The 21,793-nt window shown below is 68.5% G+C and carries 20 protein-coding genes and 1 tRNA gene; 12 read left to right on the top strand and 9 right to left on the bottom strand.

Annotated elements, in window-relative coordinates:
- Positions 1–32: 32 nt before the first annotated feature.
- A complete protein-coding gene (gene glmS / locus ACWD04_RS04400; protein WP_451127974.1) occupies positions 33–1,862 on the top strand; it encodes a glutamine--fructose-6-phosphate transaminase (isomerizing) in 1,830 nt (609 codons plus the stop codon).
- A 77-nt stretch (positions 1,863–1,939) separates the two neighbouring features.
- Here the strand turns inward: glmS and ACWD04_RS04405 are convergent, their stop codons facing one another.
- Positions 1,940–2,461, bottom strand: a complete 522-nt coding sequence (locus ACWD04_RS04405; protein WP_451127976.1) for a universal stress protein — start codon at positions 2,459–2,461, stop codon at positions 1,940–1,942.
- A gap of 824 nt (positions 2,462–3,285) precedes the next feature.
- On the opposite strand from ACWD04_RS04405, the gene ACWD04_RS04410 reads away from it, so the two are divergent.
- The 4 genes from ACWD04_RS04410 (at position 3,286) to ACWD04_RS04425 (ending at position 6,268) form a co-directional block, all read left to right on the top strand.
- Complete coding sequence (locus ACWD04_RS04410) at positions 3,286–4,521, top strand: helix-turn-helix domain-containing protein (RefSeq protein WP_451127978.1); 1,236 nt, start codon at positions 3,286–3,288, stop codon at positions 4,519–4,521.
- Between the two features lie 10 nt (positions 4,522–4,531).
- On the top strand, positions 4,532–5,137 hold the full coding sequence (orn, locus tag ACWD04_RS04415) for an oligoribonuclease (RefSeq protein ID WP_451127980.1): 606 nt from the start codon (positions 4,532–4,534) through the stop codon (positions 5,135–5,137).
- Between the two features lie 125 nt (positions 5,138–5,262).
- Positions 5,263–5,335 (top strand) — tRNA-His (locus ACWD04_RS04420).
- A gap of 291 nt (positions 5,336–5,626) precedes the next feature.
- Entirely contained in the window at positions 5,627–6,268 is a 642-nt protein-coding gene (locus tag ACWD04_RS04425; RefSeq protein WP_451127982.1) for a hypothetical protein, read from the top strand.
- A gap of 350 nt (positions 6,269–6,618) precedes the next feature.
- On the opposite strand, the gene ACWD04_RS04430 is transcribed toward ACWD04_RS04425, so the two are convergent.
- Complete coding sequence (locus ACWD04_RS04430) at positions 6,619–7,200, bottom strand: HD domain-containing protein (RefSeq protein ID WP_451127984.1); 582 nt, start codon at positions 7,198–7,200, stop codon at positions 6,619–6,621.
- 12 nt (positions 7,201–7,212) lie between these two features.
- Positions 7,213–8,331 carry a helix-turn-helix domain-containing protein gene (locus tag ACWD04_RS04435; protein WP_451127986.1) on the bottom strand — a complete coding sequence of 373 codons (1,119 nt, stop codon included), beginning with the start codon at positions 8,329–8,331 and terminating at the stop codon, positions 7,213–7,215.
- A gap of 638 nt (positions 8,332–8,969) precedes the next feature.
- Here ACWD04_RS04435 and ACWD04_RS04440 point away from each other — a divergent pair.
- Positions 8,970–10,076, top strand: a complete 1,107-nt coding sequence (locus ACWD04_RS04440; protein WP_451127988.1) for a methyltransferase domain-containing protein — start codon at positions 8,970–8,972, stop codon at positions 10,074–10,076.
- A 274-nt stretch (positions 10,077–10,350) separates the two neighbouring features.
- Here the strand turns inward: ACWD04_RS04440 and ACWD04_RS04445 are convergent, their stop codons facing one another.
- The 6 genes from ACWD04_RS04445 to ACWD04_RS04470 form a co-directional block, all read right to left on the bottom strand.
- Positions 10,351–11,442 (bottom strand): M14 family metallopeptidase, encoded by a 1,092-nt coding sequence (locus tag ACWD04_RS04445; RefSeq protein ID WP_451127990.1) that lies wholly within the window; start codon positions 11,440–11,442, stop codon positions 10,351–10,353.
- A 2-nt stretch (positions 11,443–11,444) separates the two neighbouring features.
- Positions 11,445–11,774 (bottom strand): hypothetical protein, encoded by a 330-nt coding sequence (locus tag ACWD04_RS04450; protein ID WP_451127992.1) that lies wholly within the window; start codon positions 11,772–11,774, stop codon positions 11,445–11,447.
- On the bottom strand, positions 11,771–13,318 hold the full coding sequence (locus tag ACWD04_RS04455; protein ID WP_451127994.1) for a S8 family serine peptidase: 1,548 nt from the start codon (positions 13,316–13,318) through the stop codon (positions 11,771–11,773). Before ACWD04_RS04455 ends, ACWD04_RS04450 begins: the two co-directional genes overlap by 4 nt.
- Positions 13,319–13,815: 497 nt before the next feature.
- Positions 13,816–14,253 (bottom strand): peptidoglycan-binding protein, encoded by a 438-nt coding sequence (locus ACWD04_RS04460; protein ID WP_451127996.1) that lies wholly within the window; start codon positions 14,251–14,253, stop codon positions 13,816–13,818.
- Between the two features lie 131 nt (positions 14,254–14,384).
- Complete coding sequence (locus tag ACWD04_RS04465) at positions 14,385–15,482, bottom strand: hypothetical protein (RefSeq protein ID WP_451127998.1); 1,098 nt, start codon at positions 15,480–15,482, stop codon at positions 14,385–14,387.
- 146 nt (positions 15,483–15,628) lie between these two features.
- Entirely contained in the window at positions 15,629–17,839 is a 2,211-nt protein-coding gene (locus ACWD04_RS04470) for an endonuclease (protein ID WP_451128000.1), read from the bottom strand.
- A gap of 368 nt (positions 17,840–18,207) precedes the next feature.
- Here ACWD04_RS04470 and ACWD04_RS04475 point away from each other — a divergent pair, with 368 nt between their 5' ends.
- Genes ACWD04_RS04475 through ACWD04_RS04500 form a run of 6 tightly spaced genes read left to right on the top strand, consistent with a single transcriptional unit; the run spans position 18,208 to position 21,776 of the window.
- Complete coding sequence (locus tag ACWD04_RS04475; RefSeq protein ID WP_451128003.1) at positions 18,208–18,516, top strand: gas vesicle protein GvpO; 309 nt, start codon at positions 18,208–18,210, stop codon at positions 18,514–18,516.
- Positions 18,517–18,574: 58 nt separating this feature from the next.
- A complete protein-coding gene (locus ACWD04_RS04480) occupies positions 18,575–19,021 on the top strand; it encodes a gas vesicle structural protein GvpA (protein ID WP_451128005.1) in 447 nt (148 codons plus the stop codon).
- A 3-nt stretch (positions 19,022–19,024) separates the two neighbouring features.
- Entirely contained in the window at positions 19,025–19,738 is a 714-nt protein-coding gene (locus tag ACWD04_RS04485; protein ID WP_451128007.1) for a GvpL/GvpF family gas vesicle protein, read from the top strand.
- Between the two features lie 33 nt (positions 19,739–19,771).
- Positions 19,772–20,029, top strand: a complete 258-nt coding sequence (locus tag ACWD04_RS04490) for a gas vesicle protein GvpG (protein ID WP_451128009.1) — start codon at positions 19,772–19,774, stop codon at positions 20,027–20,029.
- Positions 20,030–20,055: 26 nt separating this feature from the next.
- Complete coding sequence (locus tag ACWD04_RS04495) at positions 20,056–20,601, top strand: hypothetical protein (protein ID WP_451128011.1); 546 nt, start codon at positions 20,056–20,058, stop codon at positions 20,599–20,601.
- Positions 20,598–21,776: an SRPBCC family protein gene (locus ACWD04_RS04500; RefSeq protein WP_451128013.1), complete on the top strand. Its 1,179-nt coding sequence runs from the start codon at positions 20,598–20,600 to the stop codon at positions 21,774–21,776. Before ACWD04_RS04495 ends, ACWD04_RS04500 begins: the two co-directional genes overlap by 4 nt.
- Positions 21,777–21,793 lie beyond the last annotated feature (17 nt).

Below are 21,793 nucleotides of genomic sequence, written 5' to 3' on the forward strand. Positions count from 1 at the left end.
ACTTGTGTACGTCGATGGAGGGTCAGAGATCTATGTGCGGGATCGTCGGTTACATCGGGAAGCGTGACGTGGCTCCGCTGCTGCTGGAAGGCCTGCAGCGGCTGGAGTACCGGGGATACGACTCCGCGGGCATCGTCATCACGGGCAAGGCCGCGGCGGGGAAGCCCGGCACCCTGAAGATGGTCAAGGCCAAGGGCCGGGTCCGCGAGCTGGAGGCCCGCGTGCCGAAGCGGTTCGCCGGCACCACCGGCATCGCCCACACCCGCTGGGCCACCCACGGCGCCCCGAGCGACGAGAACGCGCACCCGCACCTGGACGCGGAGAACAGGGTCGCCGTCGTCCACAACGGCATCATCGACAACGCCTCCGAGCTCCGTGCGAAGCTCGTCGCCGACGGCATCGTCTTTCTCTCCGAGACCGACACCGAGGTGCTGGTCCACCTGATCTCCCGCTCACAGGCCGTCACCCTGGAGGAGAAGGTCCGCGAAGCACTGAAGTCCGTCGAGGGCACGTACGGCATCGCCGTACTGCACGCCGACTTCAACGACCGCATCGTCGTCGCCCGCAACGGTTCTCCGGTCGTGCTGGGCATCGGCGAGAAGGAGATGTTCGTCGCGTCCGACGTGGCCGCCCTGGTGGCGCACACCCGCCAGATCGTCACGCTGGACGACGGCGAGATGGCCACCCTCAAGGCCGACGACTTCCGTACGTACACCACGGAGGGCTCGACCACGACGGCCACGCCGACCACCGTGGAGTGGGAGGCCGAGTCGTACGACATGGGTGGCCACGACACGTACATGCACAAGGAGATCTCCGAGCAGGCCGACGCCGTGGACCGCGTGCTGCGCGGCCGCATCGACGACCGCTTCTCCACCGTGCACCTGGGCGGCCTGAACCTGGATGCCCGAGAGGCCCGCGGCGTCCGCCGGATCAAGATCCTGGGCTGCGGCACCTCGTACCACGCGGGCATGATCGGCGCCGGCCTCATCGAGGAGCTGGCCCGCATCCCCGCCGACGCGGAGCCCGCGTCCGAGTTCCGCTACCGCAACCCTGTCGTGGACCCGGACACCCTGTACGTCGCCGTCTCGCAGTCCGGTGAGACCTACGACGTGCTGGCCGCCGTGCAGGAGCTCAAGCGCAAGGGCGCACGCGTCCTGGGCGTCGTGAACGTCGTCGGCTCGGCGATCGCCCGCGAGGCGGACGGCGGCATGTACGTGCACGCGGGCCCCGAGGTCTGCGTCGTCTCCACCAAGTGCTTCACCAACACCGTGGTCGCCTTCGCGCTGCTCGCCCTGCACCTGGGCCGCATCCGCGACCTGTCGGTGTCCGACGGCAAGCGGATCATCGAGGGCCTGCGCAGGCTGCCCGAGCAGATCGGCCAGATTCTCGAATCCGAGGACGAGATCAAGAAGCTGGCCGAGGAGTACGCGGGCGCGCAGTCGATGATGTTCATCGGCCGCGTCCGGGGCTACCCCGTCGCGCTGGAGGCCTCCCTGAAGCTCAAGGAGATCTCGTACATCCACGCCGAGGCCTACCCCGCCTCGGAGCTCAAGCACGGCCCCCTCGCGCTCATCGAGCCGGCGCTTCCCACCGTCGCGATCGTCCCGGACGACGACCTGCTGGAGAAGAACCGCGCCGCGCTGGAGGAGATCAAGGCCCGCAGCGGGCGCATCCTCGCCGTGGCCCACCGCGAGCAGGAGAAGGCCGACCACACGATCCTCGTCCCGAAGAACGAGAACGAGCTGGACCCGATCCTGATGGGCATCCCGCTGCAGCTGTTCGCGTACCACACGGCGCTTGCCATGGGCCGTGACATCGACAAGCCGCGCAACCTGGCGAAGTCGGTCACCGTCGAGTAGCGGGCGCCCCCTCCCCCGCCTGCCTCTCCGAAGGCACCCAGAAGGCTCCTGACGCCACGTCAGGAGCTTTTCGGCGTTCAGGGGATGACGATGACCGGGCGCTGGGCGCGACGTGCGAGACGGCCGGCCACGGATCCGAAGATCCGGCCCACGATGCCGTGCGTCGAACCGACGACGATGGCGTCGGCCGAATACTCCCGGCCTACCTCCTCGAGCTCGTGGCAGATGTCGCCACCGCGCTCCACGAGCACCCAGGGCACCTCGGCGAGGTAGTCCGCGCAGGCCAGCTCCAGGCCGAGGACCTCGGTGCGGTGGTCGGGCACATCGACGAAGACGGGCGGCTCACAGCCGGCCCAGACCGTGGTCGGCAGCCGGTTCGCCACGTGGACGATGATCAGTCCGGAGCTGAGCCGGCTCGCCATGCCGATCGCGTACGCGAGGGCTCGCTCGCTGGACAGGGAACCGTCGAAGCCGACCACGACTCCATGCCGGAAAGCGGGATCGCAGGAAGGGCGCGGCTCTGCGACCGGCTGCGGCACCGACCCGGGGTCGGTTACCTGCTTGCGGTCTGCGGGTTCGGGGATTTCGTGACCGGCCATCGGTGTCTCGGCGAAGAGAGTCCTCGTGAGGAGGGAGCGGTTTGGGAGGTATACCTGCGAGCGGTGAAGCTGTGTCCGGGAAACATCTTCCTGACCCAATACCCCCAAGGGTACGGCGCCACTCCTCCACTGCCCAGCCCTCGCACAGCGCAGGCGGCAATGGAGGGAGCATGCCGGAGTCGGCCCCGTATGGCAATGCCGGTTGCGTCCTACATCCGGCTCGTGGAGGCTCTGACGGGTTCCGGTCACGCCCGCGGCCGGCCCTCACGGCGCCCCGGGCGAGACGGCCGAATGCGCCAATCGCCCCTCCGGTCCGGACCGTCACATTCCGCTATCGCGCAACCGCGCATCGTTCATCTCCGGAGCCCGGACGACCCCAAGGGGCCTCAGAGGCGCGTGAAAGCTCCTGGGATCAAGGGGCGTGCGCCGGTCGCATGACTGGAATACATGCATGCAACCATCGCTTTTCAGCCAACTTCGCCGCAACCCTCTCCCCTTGGTGTCACAGCCGCCCAACCCGCGTGCCACCAGGCAGGAATAGACCGGGCGGTACGCTTTGACCCTATGGGGACGGGCCATGATCGCGATGCGCACTTCCCTGCGGGGCTCGCGAGTGCAACGCTTCGTGATCGAACGCTTCGCGCCAAGTTGCCTTGTCGACATAGTGCCGGTGGGGGAACGTGTCACGCCGGCACCACGGGACGCAGTAGATTCGATCATGAGTGTCGAAGGCTGGGGACGCGTGCGAGACCGAGGGGAAACGTGCAGGAGCGACAGGCCCGTAGGGACCAGGAAGACGCGAACACCGAGGGGGGCTTAGCGTCATGAGCCAGGACTCCGCCATCGCAACGGAGGCCGCACGGAAACTGACCGGGCGGCGACGCCGGGAAGTCGTAGCCGTACTGCTGTTCAGTGGCGGCCCTATATTCGAGAGCTCCATTCCGCTCTCAGTCTTCGGAATCGACCGGCAGGACGCGGGCGTTCCGCGCTACCGCCTGCTGGTCTGCGGGGGCGAGGACGGACCGCTGCGCACCACGGGCGGGCTCGAACTCAGTACGCCGTACGGCCTGGAGGCGATCAGCAGGGCCGGCACCGTCGTGGTGCCCGCCTGGCGGTCCATCACCTCCCCGCCGCCCGCAGAGGCCCTGGACGCGCTGCGCCGCGCCCATGAGGAGGGTGCCCGCATCGTCGGGCTCTGCACGGGGGCCTTCGTCCTCGCCGCGGCCGGCCTGCTGGACGGCCGACCGGCCACCACGCACTGGATGTACGCACCGACGCTGGCCAAGCGCTATCCGTCGGTGCACGTCGATCCGCGTGAGCTGTTCGTCGACGACGGCGATGTGCTCACCTCGGCCGGAACGGCGGCCGGAATCGATCTGTGCCTCCACATAGTCCGTACCGATCACGGCACGGAAGCGGCAGGCGCGCTGGCCCGCCGGCTCGTCGTACCGCCGCGGCGCAGTGGCGGCCAGGAGCGCTATCTCGACAGGTCTTTACCTGAGGAGATCGGCTCCGACCCGCTCGCCGAGGTCGTGGCCTGGGCGCTGGAGCATCTCCACGAGCAGTTCGACGTGGAGACGCTGGCCGCGCGTGCCTACATGAGCAGGCGGACCTTCGACCGCAGGTTCCGTTCGCTCACGGGCAGCGCACCGCTCCAGTGGCTCATCACCCAGCGCGTGCTGCAGGCGCAGCGGCTGCTCGAGACCTCCGACTATTCGGTGGACGAGGTGGCGGGCCGCTGCGGCTTCCGCTCACCGGTCGCGCTGCGCGGGCACTTCCGCCGCCAGCTGGGGTCCTCCCCCGCCGCGTACCGGGCCGCCTACCGGGCCCGCCGTCCGCAGGGCGGGGCGCTTGAGAACGTCAGCACGGCGCTGGAAACGTCCGTACCCGCCCAGGGCACGGCGGCGTCGAGCCGGCGGGCCGCGGCGTCGTCCTCCCCCAGCCTGTCCCCGGCCACCGCGGCAGCCGCTCCCGGCGGCCCCGCGGAGCGCCTGGGACCGGGCCCCGAGGCGTATGTTCCGGGGCGCCCGGCCCTGCCGGGGCAGCGCACCGCCCCGTAGGGTGGGGCCCATGAACGACCGTATGGTGTGGATCGACTGCGAGATGACCGGGCTCTCACTGACGGACGACGCGCTCGTCGAGGTGGCCGCACTGGTCACCGACTCGGAACTGAACGTGCTCGGCGAAGGGGTGGACATCGTGATCCGCCCGCCGGACGCGGCCCTGGACACCATGCCCGAGGTGGTGCGGCAGATGCACACCGCCTCGGGCCTCCTCGACGAGCTGGCCGGCGGCACGACCCTGGCCGACGCCGAGGAGCGGGTCCTGGCGTACATCCGCGAGCACGTGAAGGAGCCGGGCAAGGCCCCGCTGTGCGGAAACTCGGTCGGCACCGACCGGGGCTTCCTGGCGCGCGACATGCCGTCACTGGAGGGCTACCTCCACTACCGGATCGTCGATGTGTCCTCGGTCAAGGAGCTGGCGCGCCGCTGGTACCCGAGGGCGTACTTCAACAGTCCGGACAAGAACGGCAACCACCGGGCACTGGCCGACATCCGCGACTCCATCACGGAGCTGCGTTTCTATCGGGACGCGGTCTTCGTGCCACAGCCCGGCCCGGACTCGGCCCGCGCCAGGGAGATCGCGGCGCGCCACGCTCAGGCCACCGGACAGTAGGCACACAGCCCCTGGTCACGGGCCCTCCGGGGCCCGTGCACCCTCCCAGAAGAACTCGTGCGCGAGCACCCGCTCGGACCCTGTACACTTTTTCTCGGCCGGTCAGAAAAAGACCGGACGACATGGTGGGTATAGCTCAGCTGGCAGAGCACCTGGTTGTGGTCCAGGATGTCGCGGGTTCAAGTCCCGTTACTCACCCTGAATGACAAAGGCCCGACCTGTGAGAACAGGTCGGGCCTTTGTCGTCCGCGAATCTTTGGGAACACGACGGGAACACAGGGTGCCGATTCGGCCGTAATCTCCCCGCATGGCGGGCATCGTGGAGCGACCGAAGAAGGACGGCACGGCCACCTATCAGGTGAAGTGGCGCGAGGCCGGCGAGTGGCAGAGCGAGAAGTTTGGCGAGCGGCCCTCGGCCGAACAGCTCCAGAAGCTGGTTTTGGCCCACGCGGCCGGTGGCCACCCGGCTGGGTCCGCGGCGAGGGGTTCGTGGAGGAGCCGAGCACTCCCGGAGACATGCCGTTCGCCTGGGCCGCGCGCTACATCGACCGGCTGACCGGCATCGAGGAGCGCACCCGCGAGGACTACTCGCGAGACCTCCGGATCCACTTCACCCTGCTGCGCCACACCACCCTGCAGGGCCGCTCCGTCCCGGCCACGATCGGCAACCTCACCGAGGACGACATCACGGACTGGGTGCGCGCCGAGGAGGCCGGAGAGCCGGACCCCACAGTCGAGTCCAAGTGGCTGCGGCGGCCGGCGGATCCCAAGTCCATCGCGAACCGGCGCGGGTTGCTGTACTGCATCGTCCAGGCCGCCATCGACAGCACGCCGCAGCCGCGCACCACGAACTGCTGCAAGCGGACGTCGTCGCCGAGGACCGACGACCACACCACCGAGGAGATGACGTTCCTCGAGCGGGAGGAGTACCAGCGCATTCGCCGCCGAGATCACCGACCCGGGAGCCCGGGCACTGGCCGACTGGCTGGTCGGCACGGGCATGCGGTGGGGCGCGCGGGTCTCGGGCACTGGCCTCATATCGCTGATACTGCGCCGCTCCATCCCGATGCGGTCGGCGAGGCCGTGTCCTGCGACAAGCCGAGCTCCTGTCGGCGTGCAGCGATCCTGTGACCGAACCTCCCGGCACGCGGCACGAACCCAGTCCGGGAGGCGCGTACGTCTGCTCGGCACCCGTCAACGCTTTTACCCACATGGTCACCATCGCGTGACAGCCGCATACTCCGGGGACGTGCGGGCACACAGCGCTCACCACCCCCTGACACAGGCGCAGCCGGCACCCGGAGACCCGGACGGGTTGATGTGCCGGCGGACCGACGCCCCACCACCCACGTCTCCCGACCCTGCCGCACCCAGCTCATCCCCCGCCGCGCTCGTCCCGGAGCGACGCCGCCCATGACGTAGAACGCCCCTGCCCGCCCCTTCACCGGGGCAGGCAAGGGCGCATTCGCGCATTCCGAGGGTTAGGACTTGGTCTCGCCGAGGGCGGCACGTAGCCAGTCGAGGGGCCCTTGCTCGAGAAGTTCGCTGGCGAGGCGCTTGCCGGTTTCCGTGACGAGGCGGCCTCTGCTGTTGTCAATCCAGCGTTGCGCGTTCTCGTAACCCTGCGCTCTGTACTCGATGCCCTGCAGCATGCACTCCAGCTTGTCCGCGTCCCGAGCGCAGACCGCCTCTGGTGATTCCTTGGCCTCGTACTCCGCGATCAGATCACGGACCGTTGAGGCCAGCACCTCGGGCATGCCCGCCGTCTGATCGGCGGTGACCTCCTGCGGGTCACCGGGCGGCGCGTACTTCTTCCCCAAGTGGTTCACGTCCCCGGTACGGGTCTCCTGGGTGTCGTGCCACACGGCGAGAAACGCAGCCTGCGCCGGGTCGGCGCCTTCCAGCTTCGCGATGATCGAGGCGATCAGCGATGCGCGCCATGAGTGCTCGGCGACGCTCTCCGGGTCGCTGACCCCAGCCATCCACCAGCCCGTTCGGCGCGTGTTCTTGAGCGTGCCCGCCTCATACAGGAAGCGCCCTACTGCGGCCAGGTCGTCAGCCACGCCCGTCTCCTCTCACGCCTCAGCAAGGCGGATTGCGTACCGGATGCCCTCCAGCTCCCGGCGCGCCTGCGTCGACAGCTCCCGGTCATCCAACATCACAGGGAGGGCGGCGCGTAGCTCGTTACCGATCGCGGTTCCGGGGCGGAGCAGGTTCGGGCGGGCGGCGAGCAGCGCCCACAGGGTGTGGACGTTGAGGTCGAAGAAGCCGTGGTCCGGAGTCATGCCTCGCACGAGGTGGCGCATCAGCTTGTCGCCGGGCCACGGGCCTGGGCTCGCGTCGGCGATGAAGTCGTCGGACAGCTGGAGGTGTGGCGCCTCGCCGATCCAGTACGCCCAGTAGTTGAGGTTCGCCACCTCGCCCGCGTCGTCGTTGGCGAGCGTCGTCCGGATGAAGTGCCCCATCCGGTCTCGGTCGCCCTGCCGGGCGGCGACGGCCGCGACGGAGCGGGAGTTGAGCCAGCCTGTCAGCCAGCCGTCCGGGCGCTCGGTCTTCTGCTGTTGGGCCAGCCAAGCGGGAGTGTCGGCCGCGTCGTCGTACCCGGCCAGGTAGAGGGCCTGACGGCGCAGAAGGAAGCGCTCCTCGCCGCGTGCCTGCTCGGCGGTCTGGCGCATGCGGGAGAAGAAGCGTCGACGGTCGCCGGCGGGGAGCTCTGGCCCGCGCGGTACGGGGCCGCGGCGCGGGCGTGGCGGGTCAGGCAGCGTCCGTAGAGGGGCGGGCGTCACGCCGTTGAGCGGCCAGGAGAGAACCTCGACCAGGTCGCGCTGCAAGACCCACGCGCCGACGGGACTGTCTTCGGCAGGGGTGCCCTCGTCAAGGGCGGTGGCCAGTAGTACGTCTGCCTCCATGGAGCGCTCGAGCGCCAGGAGCAGAGCCGGTGCGCTGCCGAGCTGCAGGAGCTGATGGCGGTGAACGAGCATCTGTCCGACGGGCACAGATGTCAGGGATCGCCGTCCTGACTCCCATCCGGCGACAGTGTCGGGCGAGACCCGGAACCGCTCAGCAAGAGTCTCCTGAGTGTGGCCCAACTGCTCGCGGATCAATCGGAAGACGTACCCGGACACTATGCCGCTGCGGCTCCTACGAGGCGTTCCCTGACCGCTGGTCAGGGTGGTGTGCGATGTGACGTCCATGGCATCCCCCTTGCCGCTTTGACCGCCAGGGCACCCGTACCCGCAGTCAGTTCAAGTGGCGGTCTCTGCTCCCTACCGTCGTACGTGCAGTGATGACCAGGCGACTCAGCGTAGCGGAAGGGGCGTCGTCGTGACGATGACGATGAAGGTCTGCGAGGTAAATCGCGACGGGGGTATTCGCGTGCTACGCGAGGAGGCCGAGGTCGTACCCCTGCTGCAGGCCGCGCCGTCGTCTCTGCTGCCGGCCTGCAAGTGCCCCCGCTGCGCCCCGCGCACTGTCCAACGGCCGTGACCACCGCAGGTGATGTGGCGCTCGCCCCAGCGTGCCGGATCGCGAGCACAGCAGGTGCCCCAGGCCGGGCCAGCTTCGACGGGAGGGCGCGCCCGCATGGGAACGCCCCCTCGAGGTTCACCGCTGCACGTGCCGCTGCCACACCCACTGACCCCGCCCCGGTCGAGCCTCCCACCCAGCCTGTTCCCCACCGGTGATTTCGACCTCTCTCGAAGGAGATGCACGATGACTACTGCACGAGTCGATGACGGCAAACACGGCGGGACTCCCTCTGACAAACCGTGGACCCCGCCGCCCAGCCCGCCATCCCCGGACGGCAGCGGGCCCAAGCACACCGGGTCCTGACGTGAGCACCACGCAGCAGGCGCCGCCGTACGGCGCCCTGGTGCAGGACCTCGCCGACCGCGGGCTGCTGGACTCCCGGTGGCGGCAGGCGTTTGAGGTCGTACCGCGCAGCCAGTTCATTCCGGCGGACGTGTGGCGGCAGCTGCACGACAGGTGCCAGCTGGTAGTTGGCACCGATGAATGGCTGGCACTGGTCAACAGCGACGAGCCAGTCGTCACCCAGCTCCACGACGGGGCCGAGGGCGGGCCCGGCATCGCGACGTCGTCCAACTCTCAGCCGTCCATGGTTGCCCGGATGCTCGGGCTGCTCGATGTGGAGGACGAGCACCGAGTATTGGAGATCGGCACCGGCACCGGGTACGTGGCCGCGGTGCTGTCTGAGCGGCTCGGCGACGAGCAGGTCTACAGCATCGAGTTGGATGCCGCCGTGGCGGCGCAGGCTGCGGAGTTCCTCCGCGGGGCCGGCTACCGGCCGCACCTGCGCTGCGGCGACGGCGAGCAGCCGTGGCCTGGTGCCAGGCCGTTCGACCGGCTGGTCTCTACCTGCGCACTTCGCCACGTTCCGCACGCCCTGGTCCGCCAGGTCCGTCCAGGCGGGATCCTCGTCGCCCCGCTCGACCGCGATTTCTGGTCTGGCGCCCTGGTCCAGCTGTACGTCCAGGACGACGGAACCGCGGTCGGCACGTTCTGCGGCGGCGCCTCGTACATGCCGATGCGGTCGCACCGCACGGCCGGCCACCACGAGGTCGATGGGACGGTGGGGCGGGCCCGTGCTGCAAGCGTGGATCCCGCGGAGCTCCTCACGTTGGGCTTTGCGCTGTACGCCGGGGCCCGGCTGCCTGGAGTGCGCCTGACCCACGCAGACACTAACGACGGCGCTCAGGTATGGGCGACCCGAGAAGACGGGGCTGCCGCGACGGCAGCCACGGGGGAAGACGTGTGGCAGTACGGGCCAGGTTTCCTGTGGGAGGACATCGAGCAGGTGTGGCTCGAGTACAGAGCGCTCAGTCGGCCCGGCCCTGACCAGTTCGGTCTGACCGTGACGGACAGGGGGCAGCGGGTGTGGCTCCGTGATCCGCACGCGGTCATCGAGCCTGTGAGGTGGTAGCCGGCCTACTCCCGGACAGGTTCAGACTGCGGCATCTCGAGCGCCCGAGCGATCAACAGGAGATCGCTGTATTGGGAACAGATCAGGGAATCGAGCGGCATTCACTGGTATCCAGTGGCGCTCAGCGGTATCGGACGAGGCCTGTTTGTCCGGGTTTCATGAATCGTCGCAGGTCAAGTGTAGGTAACAGAACAGGTTCGCGTCCCGTTACTCACCCTGAATGATCAAGGCCCGACCTGTGAGAACAGGTCGGGCCTTCCCCGTGCGTCGCCCGTCACACGCGTGAAACGCTCGATGCCTCAGGAGCGTGGACCGCGAGTGCCAGCAGCGCCGCCGAGACCTCCCGGATGACCTGTTCGGCCTCGCCGAACGGCGGCTGGAAGGTGTCGCCGCACTCGATCGTGTAGCCGAACACCTTGGTGGCGGCCGGATCGGTGAAATGGCGGCTGTACGCGTAGTCGTCGCTCGTCCCCGACGTGGGGTACAGCCCGTACGCCGGCTCGACCCCGTAGTCGGCGCCGCGTACCGCGCGCACCGCGTCGCTCATGCGCTCCGCCAGTCCGACCGCGGTCCGCAGGTCCTCTTCGGGGATGAACTCACCGATGTCGTCTCCCGGCCGCCCTCGCACCGCGTCGAGACCGGGGTTGCGGAAGTTGTCTCCCGGGGCGCCGGTCTGATTCCGGTCGGAGCCCCAGTTGTGCAGGATCACCGGAACCGCGCTGTGGACATCGACCAGCCACCGGATTTCCGGACAGTTGTCGAGCGCCCAGACCACGTTCCGGGTCTCCGGCTCCGATGCGGCGGCCGGACCGCGGTAGACCTGCGGATCGCACGCGCGGTCCGACGTGTGGACGTCCGCGTCCGGGGCGAACTTCGCGGTGTGGTTCCAGAGGAAGTCGAAGTTCCGGTTCAGGTCGACGCCCACACACGACGGGCCGCTGGACCCGGCAGGCGCCGGCCTGCGGTTCTTCCGCCACATCGGGGAAGCGGCCTGGCTGAACGCCCGGCCGTCGGGGTTGACGCAAGGGAAGAAGAACAGAACCAGGCTCTCCATCAGCTTCCCGACCTGGGCCGCCGTGATCGACGACGAGCCGTAGCCGAGCCCGGTGCCCGAGCCGTGTGCCTCCAGCAGGTCCGCGGCCAGCGAGATCAGCGCGTCGGGCGGTACCCACTCCCTGGCGTGCACCCCGCCCAGCAGCAGGATTGCGGGTACTTCACCGTCGCCCCGGCGCGGCCCGACCCGCAGCAGACGAGCGGTCCGGCCCTCGTGGGTGGTGTGGGGTGGAGTGATGATCTCCGTGGCCTCGGGATACACGTCGTGCAGACTGCTGATCGCTGATTCGATCTCAGCCACATTGAGATACACGGTCACTCCTTCCGGCCGAGACCGTGCGGTACGGCGTCCCGGGCCGCGAATCGGTCGCCGTCACCGACCTCTTCCTTCCGGGCGCGCCAGTTCTCCGTGACGTTCTCGACTGCTGTGATGTCCACCAGCTGCGCCGACCTGGCCGATCGGGCCCCGTCGAGCTGATCCTGACGGAAGTAGAGATCCGCTCCCACGCCCGTCGGGCCGCCGCGCAGTACCGGCCGGCAGCCGAGATCGGGACGGGTCTCATGGACGAATCTTCTGAGCGCGTCGGCGTTCTCGGCGACGACGTGGCAGCGGAAGACGGTGGGGACCTCGGGTTCCTCGCTCATGGCGTCATCCCGTCGGCCAGGTCGACCGCCTTGGCGGCATTCACACGGCCGAAGCCGTAGTCGTCGTTGTGACCGGCCGCGTCGTACCGGACTCCCGGCCCGCCGATCTTGTCGGCCGACCGGTGCATCAGCTCACGCAGCTGGTCGCGGGTGAGGTCGCGGTTCACCGCCAGCGCCAGGGCCGCGCACCCTGCCGCACAGGGAGCGGCGAAGCTGGTGCCGGTGCTGACTCCGTAGCCGCCACCGGACGTCGTGCTGAGGACGTTGACGCCGGGCGCGATCAGCTCGACCTCAGGACCGCGTGCCGCGTTGTCCTCCCGGTCCTGATTGGTCGACCGCACCACGGCGATCACATCCGCGTGGGAGACGACTTCGTCCTTGAGGATGTCGACGTTCCTCCCGTTGCTCGCCGCCCAGAAAATCGGCAGCCCCCTGCCCTGACGGCCCTTCGTGGCGGCGAACTCGAGAGCGAGGTCGAGCGTGCTGGTCAGGTCCCAGTCCGCCCCGTTCGGGCCCAGGCTGCTGACCAGGATGTCCGCCCCGCCCTCGGAGTCGGCCCCGGCGACCTCCGTCGAGGGGTCAGCCGCGTAACCCACGGCGCGGGCCAGCGTCGTCTGCGTACCGACCTGGTCCCCCAGGCACGCCAGCAGCATCAGGACGCACTCGGGCGCCGCGCCCGTACCACCCGCCCCGTTGTCGTGCCGGGCCCCGACCATGCCGGCGCAGAAGGTCCCGTGGTCGCTGTCGGGCATGTCCGAGACGCTCTGGGTGAAGTCGGTGCCTTGCGGGCCTTCGGTGAAGAAGCCCGCCAGCGGATCCAGACCGGCGACCAGGTCCGGATGGCTCGCGTCGAAGCCGTTGTCGAGGACGGCGACCCGGACCCCGGCCCCGAAGGTGCGGTCCCAGGCCGTCTCGACATGGACGTCGGCATCCGCGACACCACCGCCGGTACCGGCGTTCCTCCACTGCCACTGCTCGGAGTAGCGGATGCCGGTGGGCCGGAACCGGGTGGGAACGTGCTCGACGAAGGACGGCTCGGCGAAGACGAAACGGGTGTTGTCGTGCAGCTCCACGGAGGCTACGAGGGAGTCCCGCCCCGCCGGGGCGCGCACCTCGTACAGGTTCTTCGCGAAGCCGAGCTTGTTGAGGACCGTGAGCCGGGCCGTCTCCAGCTCCCGCTCCGCCTCCTCCTCCGAGAGCGCCGGATCCAGCCGGACGGTCAGTGCGTCGGTCGCGATGCCGATCCTTCCGTTGGGCCGCCGGACGATCGTTCCGGTCGCCTCCGTCCCCGGGATCTCCTCGCCCGCCGTGAACGCCTCGCGGGTCTCCGGAGTCGGTCTGACGAGCACCCAGTTGGCGCGGGCGAAGGCGTCCGAAGTCTCCTCGTCGACGCCTGCCTCGCGCATCTCGTCGGTGGCACTGCTGCCGAGCTCCGCACCGATGTCGGCGCCGCCAGGGGTTGGCGTCTCCACTTTGACGGCGACGACGCCGTCGATCTCCTCGGCCTCGACGAGACGGCCGCGTTGATAGTACTGGCGTGTCATGTCACTCGCCTCTCCATGTCCGACCGCGGGAAATCCCGGCGTGGACGGCACGGACCCCGCACCTCGGAAAAGTCCTTCACTTCCAGTCTTCTCTCCCCTGCGGCACGCGGCAACATCTTGGGGTCGACTTTCCTGACACCCCGTTGTGTGACTCTGCGACGGATGCGCAACGTCTGCTTCTGTGCCGACAACCGGCCTGAGCTGGTCGATCGCATGCCTATCGACCGGGGATGACGAGACCCAGAAATTCCACGGCACACTGAACGGGAATTACAGGGGCGCGGCCCCTTGCTCGAAAGCCCGATCCGATCTTTTCCTGGCCGGAAAGAACGACGCCTACCGGCAGGAACGAGGCCGGCGCGGGCATTCGTTCCGGTAACGCGGACAGCGCCGACCAGGCGTGGGCGGAGACGGCCCGCGCTCAGGTCGGCGTACGTCGCTCGTCGGATGGTTCAGATGGTTCCTGCCCGTGCGTGGGGGTCGCCTTGATCGGCCCGCTAGTCCGGGAAAGGCACATGCAGCCGGTCCCAGGACCTCTGTCCCGGTACGCCGTTCGCGTCCGATCCGCTGTAGCCCAGCTGCCGCTGCCACATGGCGTAGGAATTCCGGTGGTCTTCGTCCCAACGCGGGCTGACGCCTTCCACGTTGTCGGGATAGCAGTTGCACCCTTCGTCGATCAGCCGGTACGCCATCATCAGGATGATGGGGCTGTTCGGCATACCCGCGAACCAGTCCTTGCCTGGGAAGGGGACGAAATCTCCCTGCTTCGCGACGAGGAGCCGCTGACCGGGATGGATGACGTCCACGTTGGGGATGTGGTTCCAGATCTGCAGCTGCTTCACAGTGGTGTGATAGCGCTTCGCGATCGCGGAGAGGGTGTCACCCGACCGCACCGTGTAGTACGTATCCTGTCGTGTTTCGTGTTGTGTCGTCATACTGCTCAGGGTAGTCCGCCTTTGAGTGCCGGGCGATTCCCCGGATGCGAATCTGGCGTGCGAACGGTTGCCCACTCCGCCAACGAATTCGAGCGCCGACACCATGATTTCCGCGCGCGCACGAAACGCTCTCAGACGGGAGGGATCTGCGGGTCCCGGGTCTGTTTGCCCGGGGTGGAGTTGGGTCCTCCGACGGAGTTCAGCACCGTCTGGGCCTGGTTGTCGACGAATCTCGTGAAGAGTTGCTGTGCGTAGCCGAAGATCACGGCCCAGGCGATGATCTGGGCGGACGAATTCAGTGACTGAAGCCCTGGGACGAACTCCCCGCGCATCAGGAGGAGCCCGAGGACAGCGGTCAGCGCGCCCGTCGGCAGCTTGAGCAGGGCCAGGGCCACCGGGACGTTGTACGGCGTGGAGCTCCCCCTGATCCGCCGCAGGGACGCCGCCGCGGCGATGGCCGCGGCCACGATTCCCACGAACTCGACGACCACGTAGTCCCAGGGGGACGCGACACGTGTGTAGAGCTCGTCGACGTCGGGCCCTGGTCGCTGGAACTGTGCCGCTGGCTCACTGCCCGTGGCACAGACGACTCCGGCGCCCTCGGGCTGGAAACACAGGGGAACCGTCGACGGGGAGAGGGCACCGAACACACCGACAAGGAGCACGATGACGGTCAGGACGACGAAGAGGCCGTACACGATCCGGGTGAAACTCCGGACCCGGAGAGTTTCCCTCAGATGCGCCTGGCGCGCGACGCTCATCGCATCGACGAGAACGAGGCGCTGCGCGTCATCGAGTACGCCACCCGCCCTGACCGAGATCGCGATCTGCTCGGCCTGAACTCTTCGTTCGTCGCTCACAGCGAGGTGTTCGCGGGCATACGCCAGCAGGCCGGGAATCATGGCGCCGACTTCTTCCAACGGCGCCATGCGCAGCATCATGGCGTGGGCCACGTCGAAGTGAGCCTGTGCCACGGCCAGGTGCGCCGCGGGCTGGCGCCGGGGGTGGGTATGACGGAGGGTTTCCTTCGCCTTCTCCAACTCATCCGACGCCCGGGCCGACAGCGCTTCCCGCTCCGGGGAGAGCTGATCCCCCCAGGTCTCCTCCTGCGCGCGGAGAAGCGCCTCGAGTTCGCCGATACGGGAAGAGAGGCCTTCTCTGAGCTCCCACAGTCCTCTTTCGCGCTTGCCCGCCTCCCTGCCTTCTCGCGTTACCCGCGTGACTCTCATGTGCCGACTATCACCGTTGCCCGGACGGAGATCCACTACCGCGCCTCCTGCTTCGACGCGGCGTGACCCCATGGCCCCGGATGGCCGCTGTCGGTCTCAGTCCCGGGGCAGCGGTCCGCCGGACGGGGAACCCCGACCGCGGCGGCTCAGAGCCAGACACCGGAGAAGTCGACCTTCCGGCACCACTCCGGGTGATCTATCAGAGGATTGCGGTTCCCCTGTATCTCGGCGACGGCCGCGTTGCGGTGCGACTCGTACTCGCTCACCGGCTCGCCCTCGTGCCAGCCCAGGAGAACGGGGAGACGCTCCTTGGGGAACTCCCCCTCCGCGTCGCCGATCAGTCCGGGGTAGCGAAGCAGGAAGTACAGGGTGGCCCTGGCGACGGCACCCTTGCTGTGCCCGGGCTCGAACCCTCCGCTCTCGCGCATGCCGCAGTCGTCCCGCACGGCCTCGTCGAAGCCGGGGAAATCCATGTACGGGATGTTGCTCCGGTAACTGTTGCACGCCGGTTCGCAGGCGAACAGGTGGTGCAGGTCGCCACGCATGGGCTCCCGCTTGGTGAACCAGGACTGCGGGACGACGTGCTCGCAGTTGAACGGCAGCGACGCTTCCAGCGCGTCGAATTCGGCCGCGAGTTGGGCCGGGCCGGCCGAACTCTCGCGCACCATGAACGCCTGCAGGCGGCTGAGCCGGGCCGCCTCCGCGGCGGCGTCGGCGCGGATGAGGTCCTCCGCCGTGAACGTCTTGCCGGAGTAGACGCTGCGCAGCAGGCGGTCGGGGTGCAGATCCACCCACGGGTACAGCAACCGGGCGGGGCTGTACGAGGGGCGACGCTCGTGGGTGTCCTTCAGCAGACCGGTCAGCGCCTCCCGAAGGGCCTTGCCCTCCGACTCCACGTGGATGCCGGCGTAGTAGGCGTCCCGGGCGGCGAGGTCGGCCTCGCGGTCGTAGTAGACGCGGCCCTCCACGAGCCGGAGGTTGAGCAGGGCCGCGTTCAGATCCCGTTCCGCGGCGACGGAGCCGGCCGCCCCGTCGAGGGCCGCCGGCCGCTCCGGGGCGGGAAGGCCGACTCCGACGGTTATGCGCAGCGGCACAGTGACGTCCACGGCGGCGCCGGACACCGACTGCGCTGTGAGCCTCGGCAGCGGCCCGTCGGGTCCTGGGACCGGCCCGTCAGGTTTCGGGACCAGCCCGTCGGGGCCCGGGGACAGAACGGGACCAGGTCCCGTCGGCTCCCCGACGGCCGCCACCGGCGTGCCGTCGCCGGGCAGGGGCGTGCCGCCACTCGGCTGGAACAGCTCGTCACGCAGCCGGGCGGCGGTTCCCGCCAGGGTCAGTCGGCTCAGCGCCTGCAGGACGCGGCTGATCCGCACCCCCTCGTTGGCTTTCCACGCCAGCTTGTGCTCTCCCATCCACGGCTGCCACAGTGCGCCGTCGAGGGTCAGGGGGTGGCCCTCTTCGTCGGTCTGCGGTACGGCCGAGTGGTGCAGCGCGACGACCTCCCATTGGTCGTTGCAGACCGGGGACCCCGAGGAGCCCCGCGCGGTGTCGGTGTAGTAGTGGAGGAACCGGTCCAGCAGGTCCACGACCTGGTTCTCGCGCAGCGCCAGTTGCTTGGGTTCGCCGTCAGGATGCTGGATGATGTTGACGAATTCCCCGATGATGACCTTGCCCTGCGAACCGTCCAGTGGCAGCCAGTGGAAGTCGGCCAGCCGCGCCGGCTGGGCGCCGCCCTCGGCCACGGCGACGACGCTGAAGTCCAGATCGACGTCGGTCGCGAAGAACCTCTGCGGTTCGAGCGCGAAGGGCACCGGAGCGAGTGGACGCCCGTCGAGAGCCGCCTGGAAGTTGAACTCGACGAGGGCCCGCCCCGCCTCCTCCTGGCTGCGCAGCACATGGTTGTTGGTCATCAGCAGCGAAGGCGACACCATGAAGCCGGTGCCGTAGTGCCTGCCGCCCCCGGGGCCGGTCACCGTCACCCGCCCGACCGACCGGGCCGCCAGGTGCCCTCCCTCCAGGAAGGCCACTCCGGTGAGGTTGTTGCGCCCCATCAGACGTTCCAGGCCGAGGACGTCGGCGTCGAACTCGTCCGGGGCCAGCGGTAGCGTGCTGCCCGTCGTCGCGGCGGGCTCCGTACGCTTCCGCTCGATCGACCTGGCCAGCGACCAGTCCGCGTTCAGGCGCGCCAGCCGCTTCTCGACCCGCTCGGGATCGTCGGCGTACAGCACGCCCCGGCTCGCGACGGTGCGGCGGTTCTCCTCCCGCTGCGGGGTCCGCTTCTCGAAGCGCATCCCCGCGCGTTCCATCTGCGCCGCGTAGTCGGTCGCGGCCTGAGAAACATGCTCCAGGGTGACCATGAACGGCACCTCCGTCCCTTCGTCCCCCATTCCATTGTGTGCACCGGAGGTGAGGGATTTCTTCCCGGAGCCAGTGGTCACGTGTTCACATGTCACCCGCTCAATCAGGTGCTCGCGCCACGAGACGGCCTCAGCCGCCGAACCGGCGGCGGCGTCCGCACCGCAGGCCGATGAGTGCATGGGGTCACACAACAGATCGGCCGCAGCTCCGTCCGTTCGGCAGCGGCGGTACGGAAAGCGCGAGGAACGTTCATGCATACGTTCGGGTCCCATGGGCACGCGAACTGCATCCCCGAACGAATGGCTGACCGAACGAAGCCGACAGGAAGCCGACGAGAAGCCACGATGACGCGCGGCAGGTGAAACAGATGGCGACGAGCGAGAACACCAAGAGCGAATCCGGCAGCAGTGGTGGTGACGGCCGGGTCGATGTCTCCACGGCGATGCGGAACGCAGCACAGCAACTTGCTCAACTCCTCCAGCGCACACCCGATTCGGTGTCTTCGCTGAATGCGACGGACGACGGCTGGACGGCGCACGTGGAAGTCGTCGAGATCGACAAGATCCCGGACACCATGAGTGTCATGGCCTCCTATCGCGTCAACCTCGACGGCCAGGGCCAACTCGTGGGTTACGAACGAATTCGACGGTACTCGCGAGGACAGGTCGAACGCTGATCTGCCCGACGAGCAGCCGTAACCGCAGAAAAACAACTCATCGGAAGGAAGACCGACCATGAGTCTCGTGCAGCAGAGCAACGCCTCCAACAGCGGGGGTGGATCCGGAAATCTCTACGACGTTCTTGAGCTCATTCTCGACAGGGGGCTCGTCATCGATGCCTTCGTGCGTGTCTCGCTCGTCGGAATCGAGATCCTCAAGATCGACGTACGTGTCGTGGTGGCCAGCGTGGATACGTATCTGCGTTTCGCCGAGGCGTGCAACCGGCTGGACCTGGAGTCGGGCCGCAAGGCTCCCACTCAGCTCACCGACATAGTCGGGGACACGATGGAGAGCGGTGCCAAGGGCAAGTCGAAAGGGGCGCTGACCGGCGCCGTCGAAGCCTTCACGGACTCCTTCCAGGGCGGCCGCGACGACTCCGACGAACACGAGAAGGAGAAGCGGCCGGCACGCAAGGCCTCCGCTTCGAGCAGCAGCCGCCGTACGTCCCAGCGGGGGGAGTAACCCATGCCGACCTACATCTACGCCATCACCGCGGCCGACCACCCTCTGCGGCTGGATGGTCTGTCCGGAGTCGGGGAACCGGCGTCGGACCTGCGCACCGTCAGGACGGGCGAGCTCGGCGCGGTGGTCAGCGACACCCCGGCCGAACTACGGGCGAAGCGACGTGACCTCGTCGCTCACCAGAGTGTGCTGGAGCGGCTGATGGCCGACGGCGCGGCTCTGCCGATGCGGTTCGGCCTGGTGGGGCCGGACGACGAACAGGTACGTGCCGCGCTCGAGCAGGGGAAGGACGGCTACACGACCCGCCTTTCCGAGCTGGACGGCCGTCTCGAGTACAACGTGAAGGTCTCTCGCGAAGAGGAGAGCCTGCTGCGGGAAATACTCACGGAATCGCCGGAAGCCCGGCGGCTCAGCGAGTACACCCGGCAGAATCCGGGGGCGCAGGACCAGAAGATGGCCCTCGGCGAGCTCGTGTCGCACGAAATTCAGGCCAGGCAGGAAACAGTGGGAAGGGAAGTGGCGACCGCACTGGCGGATGCCGCGGAACGGGTCTCCGAAGGAGAACCCACGAAGACCCACTTCCTGAACGTGTCCTACCTCGTGCGGCGCGACGAGGCGTCCGCTTTCTCGCAGGCGGTCCACGAAGAGGCCGAGCGCAGGGGTGACGACTACACCTTCGCGCTCAACGGCCCGCTCCCGCCCTACAGCTTCGTCTGACATACATCCCTCGCAGAGGGGAGGTACCCGCGCATGGGCCTCATTTCCCAGCTGCTCACCCTTCCTCTCGCCCCGGTACGTGGCACGGTCTGGGTCCTCGACCAAGTGGTGCTGGCCGCCGAACGCGAGCACTACGACCCCGGCCCGGTACGCACGCGACTGGCCGAATTGGAGCGTGAATTGCTGAGCGGAAACATCGGCGATGAAGAGTTCGACCGGCGCGAGGACGAATTGCTGGATTGGCTCGCCGAATGCGAGACCCGTCAGAGACGCCTGAACGAAAATTCCTGATCTTGGGAGATTGAGGTGCAAAGCAGATGACCGGCAACGCGAAAATAGGCGTGGCCCTGGTGGGTGGCTACCTGCTGGGTCGTACGAAGAAGGCCAAGCTTGCCATCGGCTTCGGCATGTTCCTGGCCGGCAAGAAGCTGAGCCTGGACCCGAAGCAGCTCGGCAGGATGCTGGCCGAATCACCGCTCCTCGGCACGCTGAACGACCAGGTCCGCAATGAACTGGTGGGCGCCACGAAGACGGCCGCCACCAACGCCCTTACGGACCGCGCGACCGGCCTCGCCGACTCTCTGCGCAAACGCACCCTCGAACTCGGGGATCCGTCCGGCGGACGGGCGGAGGACGCGCAGGACGACGCGGACACGGACGACGCGGACACGGACAGCGAGGACACGGACAGCGAGGACACCGAGGAGAAGCCGGCCCCGCGCCGCGCCACCAAGGCCAAGAAGGCGGCCAGGTCCGCGGGCGGCGCCCGGAAGAAGGCTGCTCCGGCCACGCGCAAGGCCGCCTCCGGGGCCCGTAGGACGGCTTCCTCGAGCGCGCGCCGGGAGCGGGGTGGCAGCAAATGACTGACACGGCTTTCAGCAAGTTCAAGGACGACGTCGCGAAGAATCCCGCCACCGACCGTCTCAAGGAAGAGCTGCAGGACTACCTCCGGGCCCGGGCGCAGCACGCGGTCACCAGCCTCGGTCACAAGCTCGGTGAGGGGGTCGGCAGACTCGCGGACGGCAAGGACTCCCCCGGCGGCGCGGTGAAGGGCCTCGCCAAGGGAGGCAAGGCTCTCGGTGAGGGCAAGTCTCCGGCCCGGGCAGCGGTCGGCGCGGGTGCCGCGCAGGTGAAGGACGTTCTCAAGGACAAGGTCAAGGGGTTGTTCGGCAAGGGGCGCAAGGGCGGCGGCAGCACGTCGAAGAGCGTCACGATCTGCGAGGACATCGACGTCGGCGTGCCGGTGCGCGAGGCCTACGACCAGTGGACGCAGTTCCAGGAGTTCAGCACCTTCGCCAAGGGCGTCGTGAGTGTCGAGAAGGCCGACGACACCAGCAGCAACTGGAAGGTGAAGGTCGCCAAGTCCACGCGCAGCTGGAAGGCGAACGTCACCGAGCAGGTACCGGACGAGCGGATCACCTGGACCACCGAGGGTGCCAAGGGAACGGTCAAGGGCGTGGTGACCTTTCACGCCGTCACCGACAACCTGACGCGGGTCCTGCTCGTTCTCGAGTACTTCCCCAAGGGGCTCTTCGAGAAGACCGGCAACATCTGGCGCGCCCAGGGCCGCAGGGCCCGCCTCGATCTGAAGCTGTACCGCAAGTTCATCATGATGCGCGGAGAGGCGACCGACGGCTGGCGCGGTGAGATCCGCGACGGCGAGGTCGTTCTGGAGCACGACGAGGCCGTCGAGGAGGAGGAAGCCCGCGCCGAGGAGGGGAACGGCTCGGAGTCGGAGGGGCCCGAGCGGGACGACGAGGCGGACTCCGGGCACGCCGACGGGGCCGACGGCGCACCCGCCGACGGGGAGGACGAGGATCCCGCCGCGGAGTACGACGACGAGGACGGGGAACTGGCCCCGGAGGACGAGGCCGAGGAGGACGAACCTGCCGACGACGAGCCCCGGGCCGAGGACGCCTACGAGGACGAGGGCCCCTACGAGGACGAGGACGAGGAAGCGGAGGAGGAACCCCTTGAGGACGAAGAAGAGGAACCGGCCCCGCGTACCAGCCGCCGTACCTCTTCCGCCCGCAGCTGACATGCTCCGCCCACAGC

Source organism: Streptomyces sp. NPDC002911, assembly GCF_053591835.1.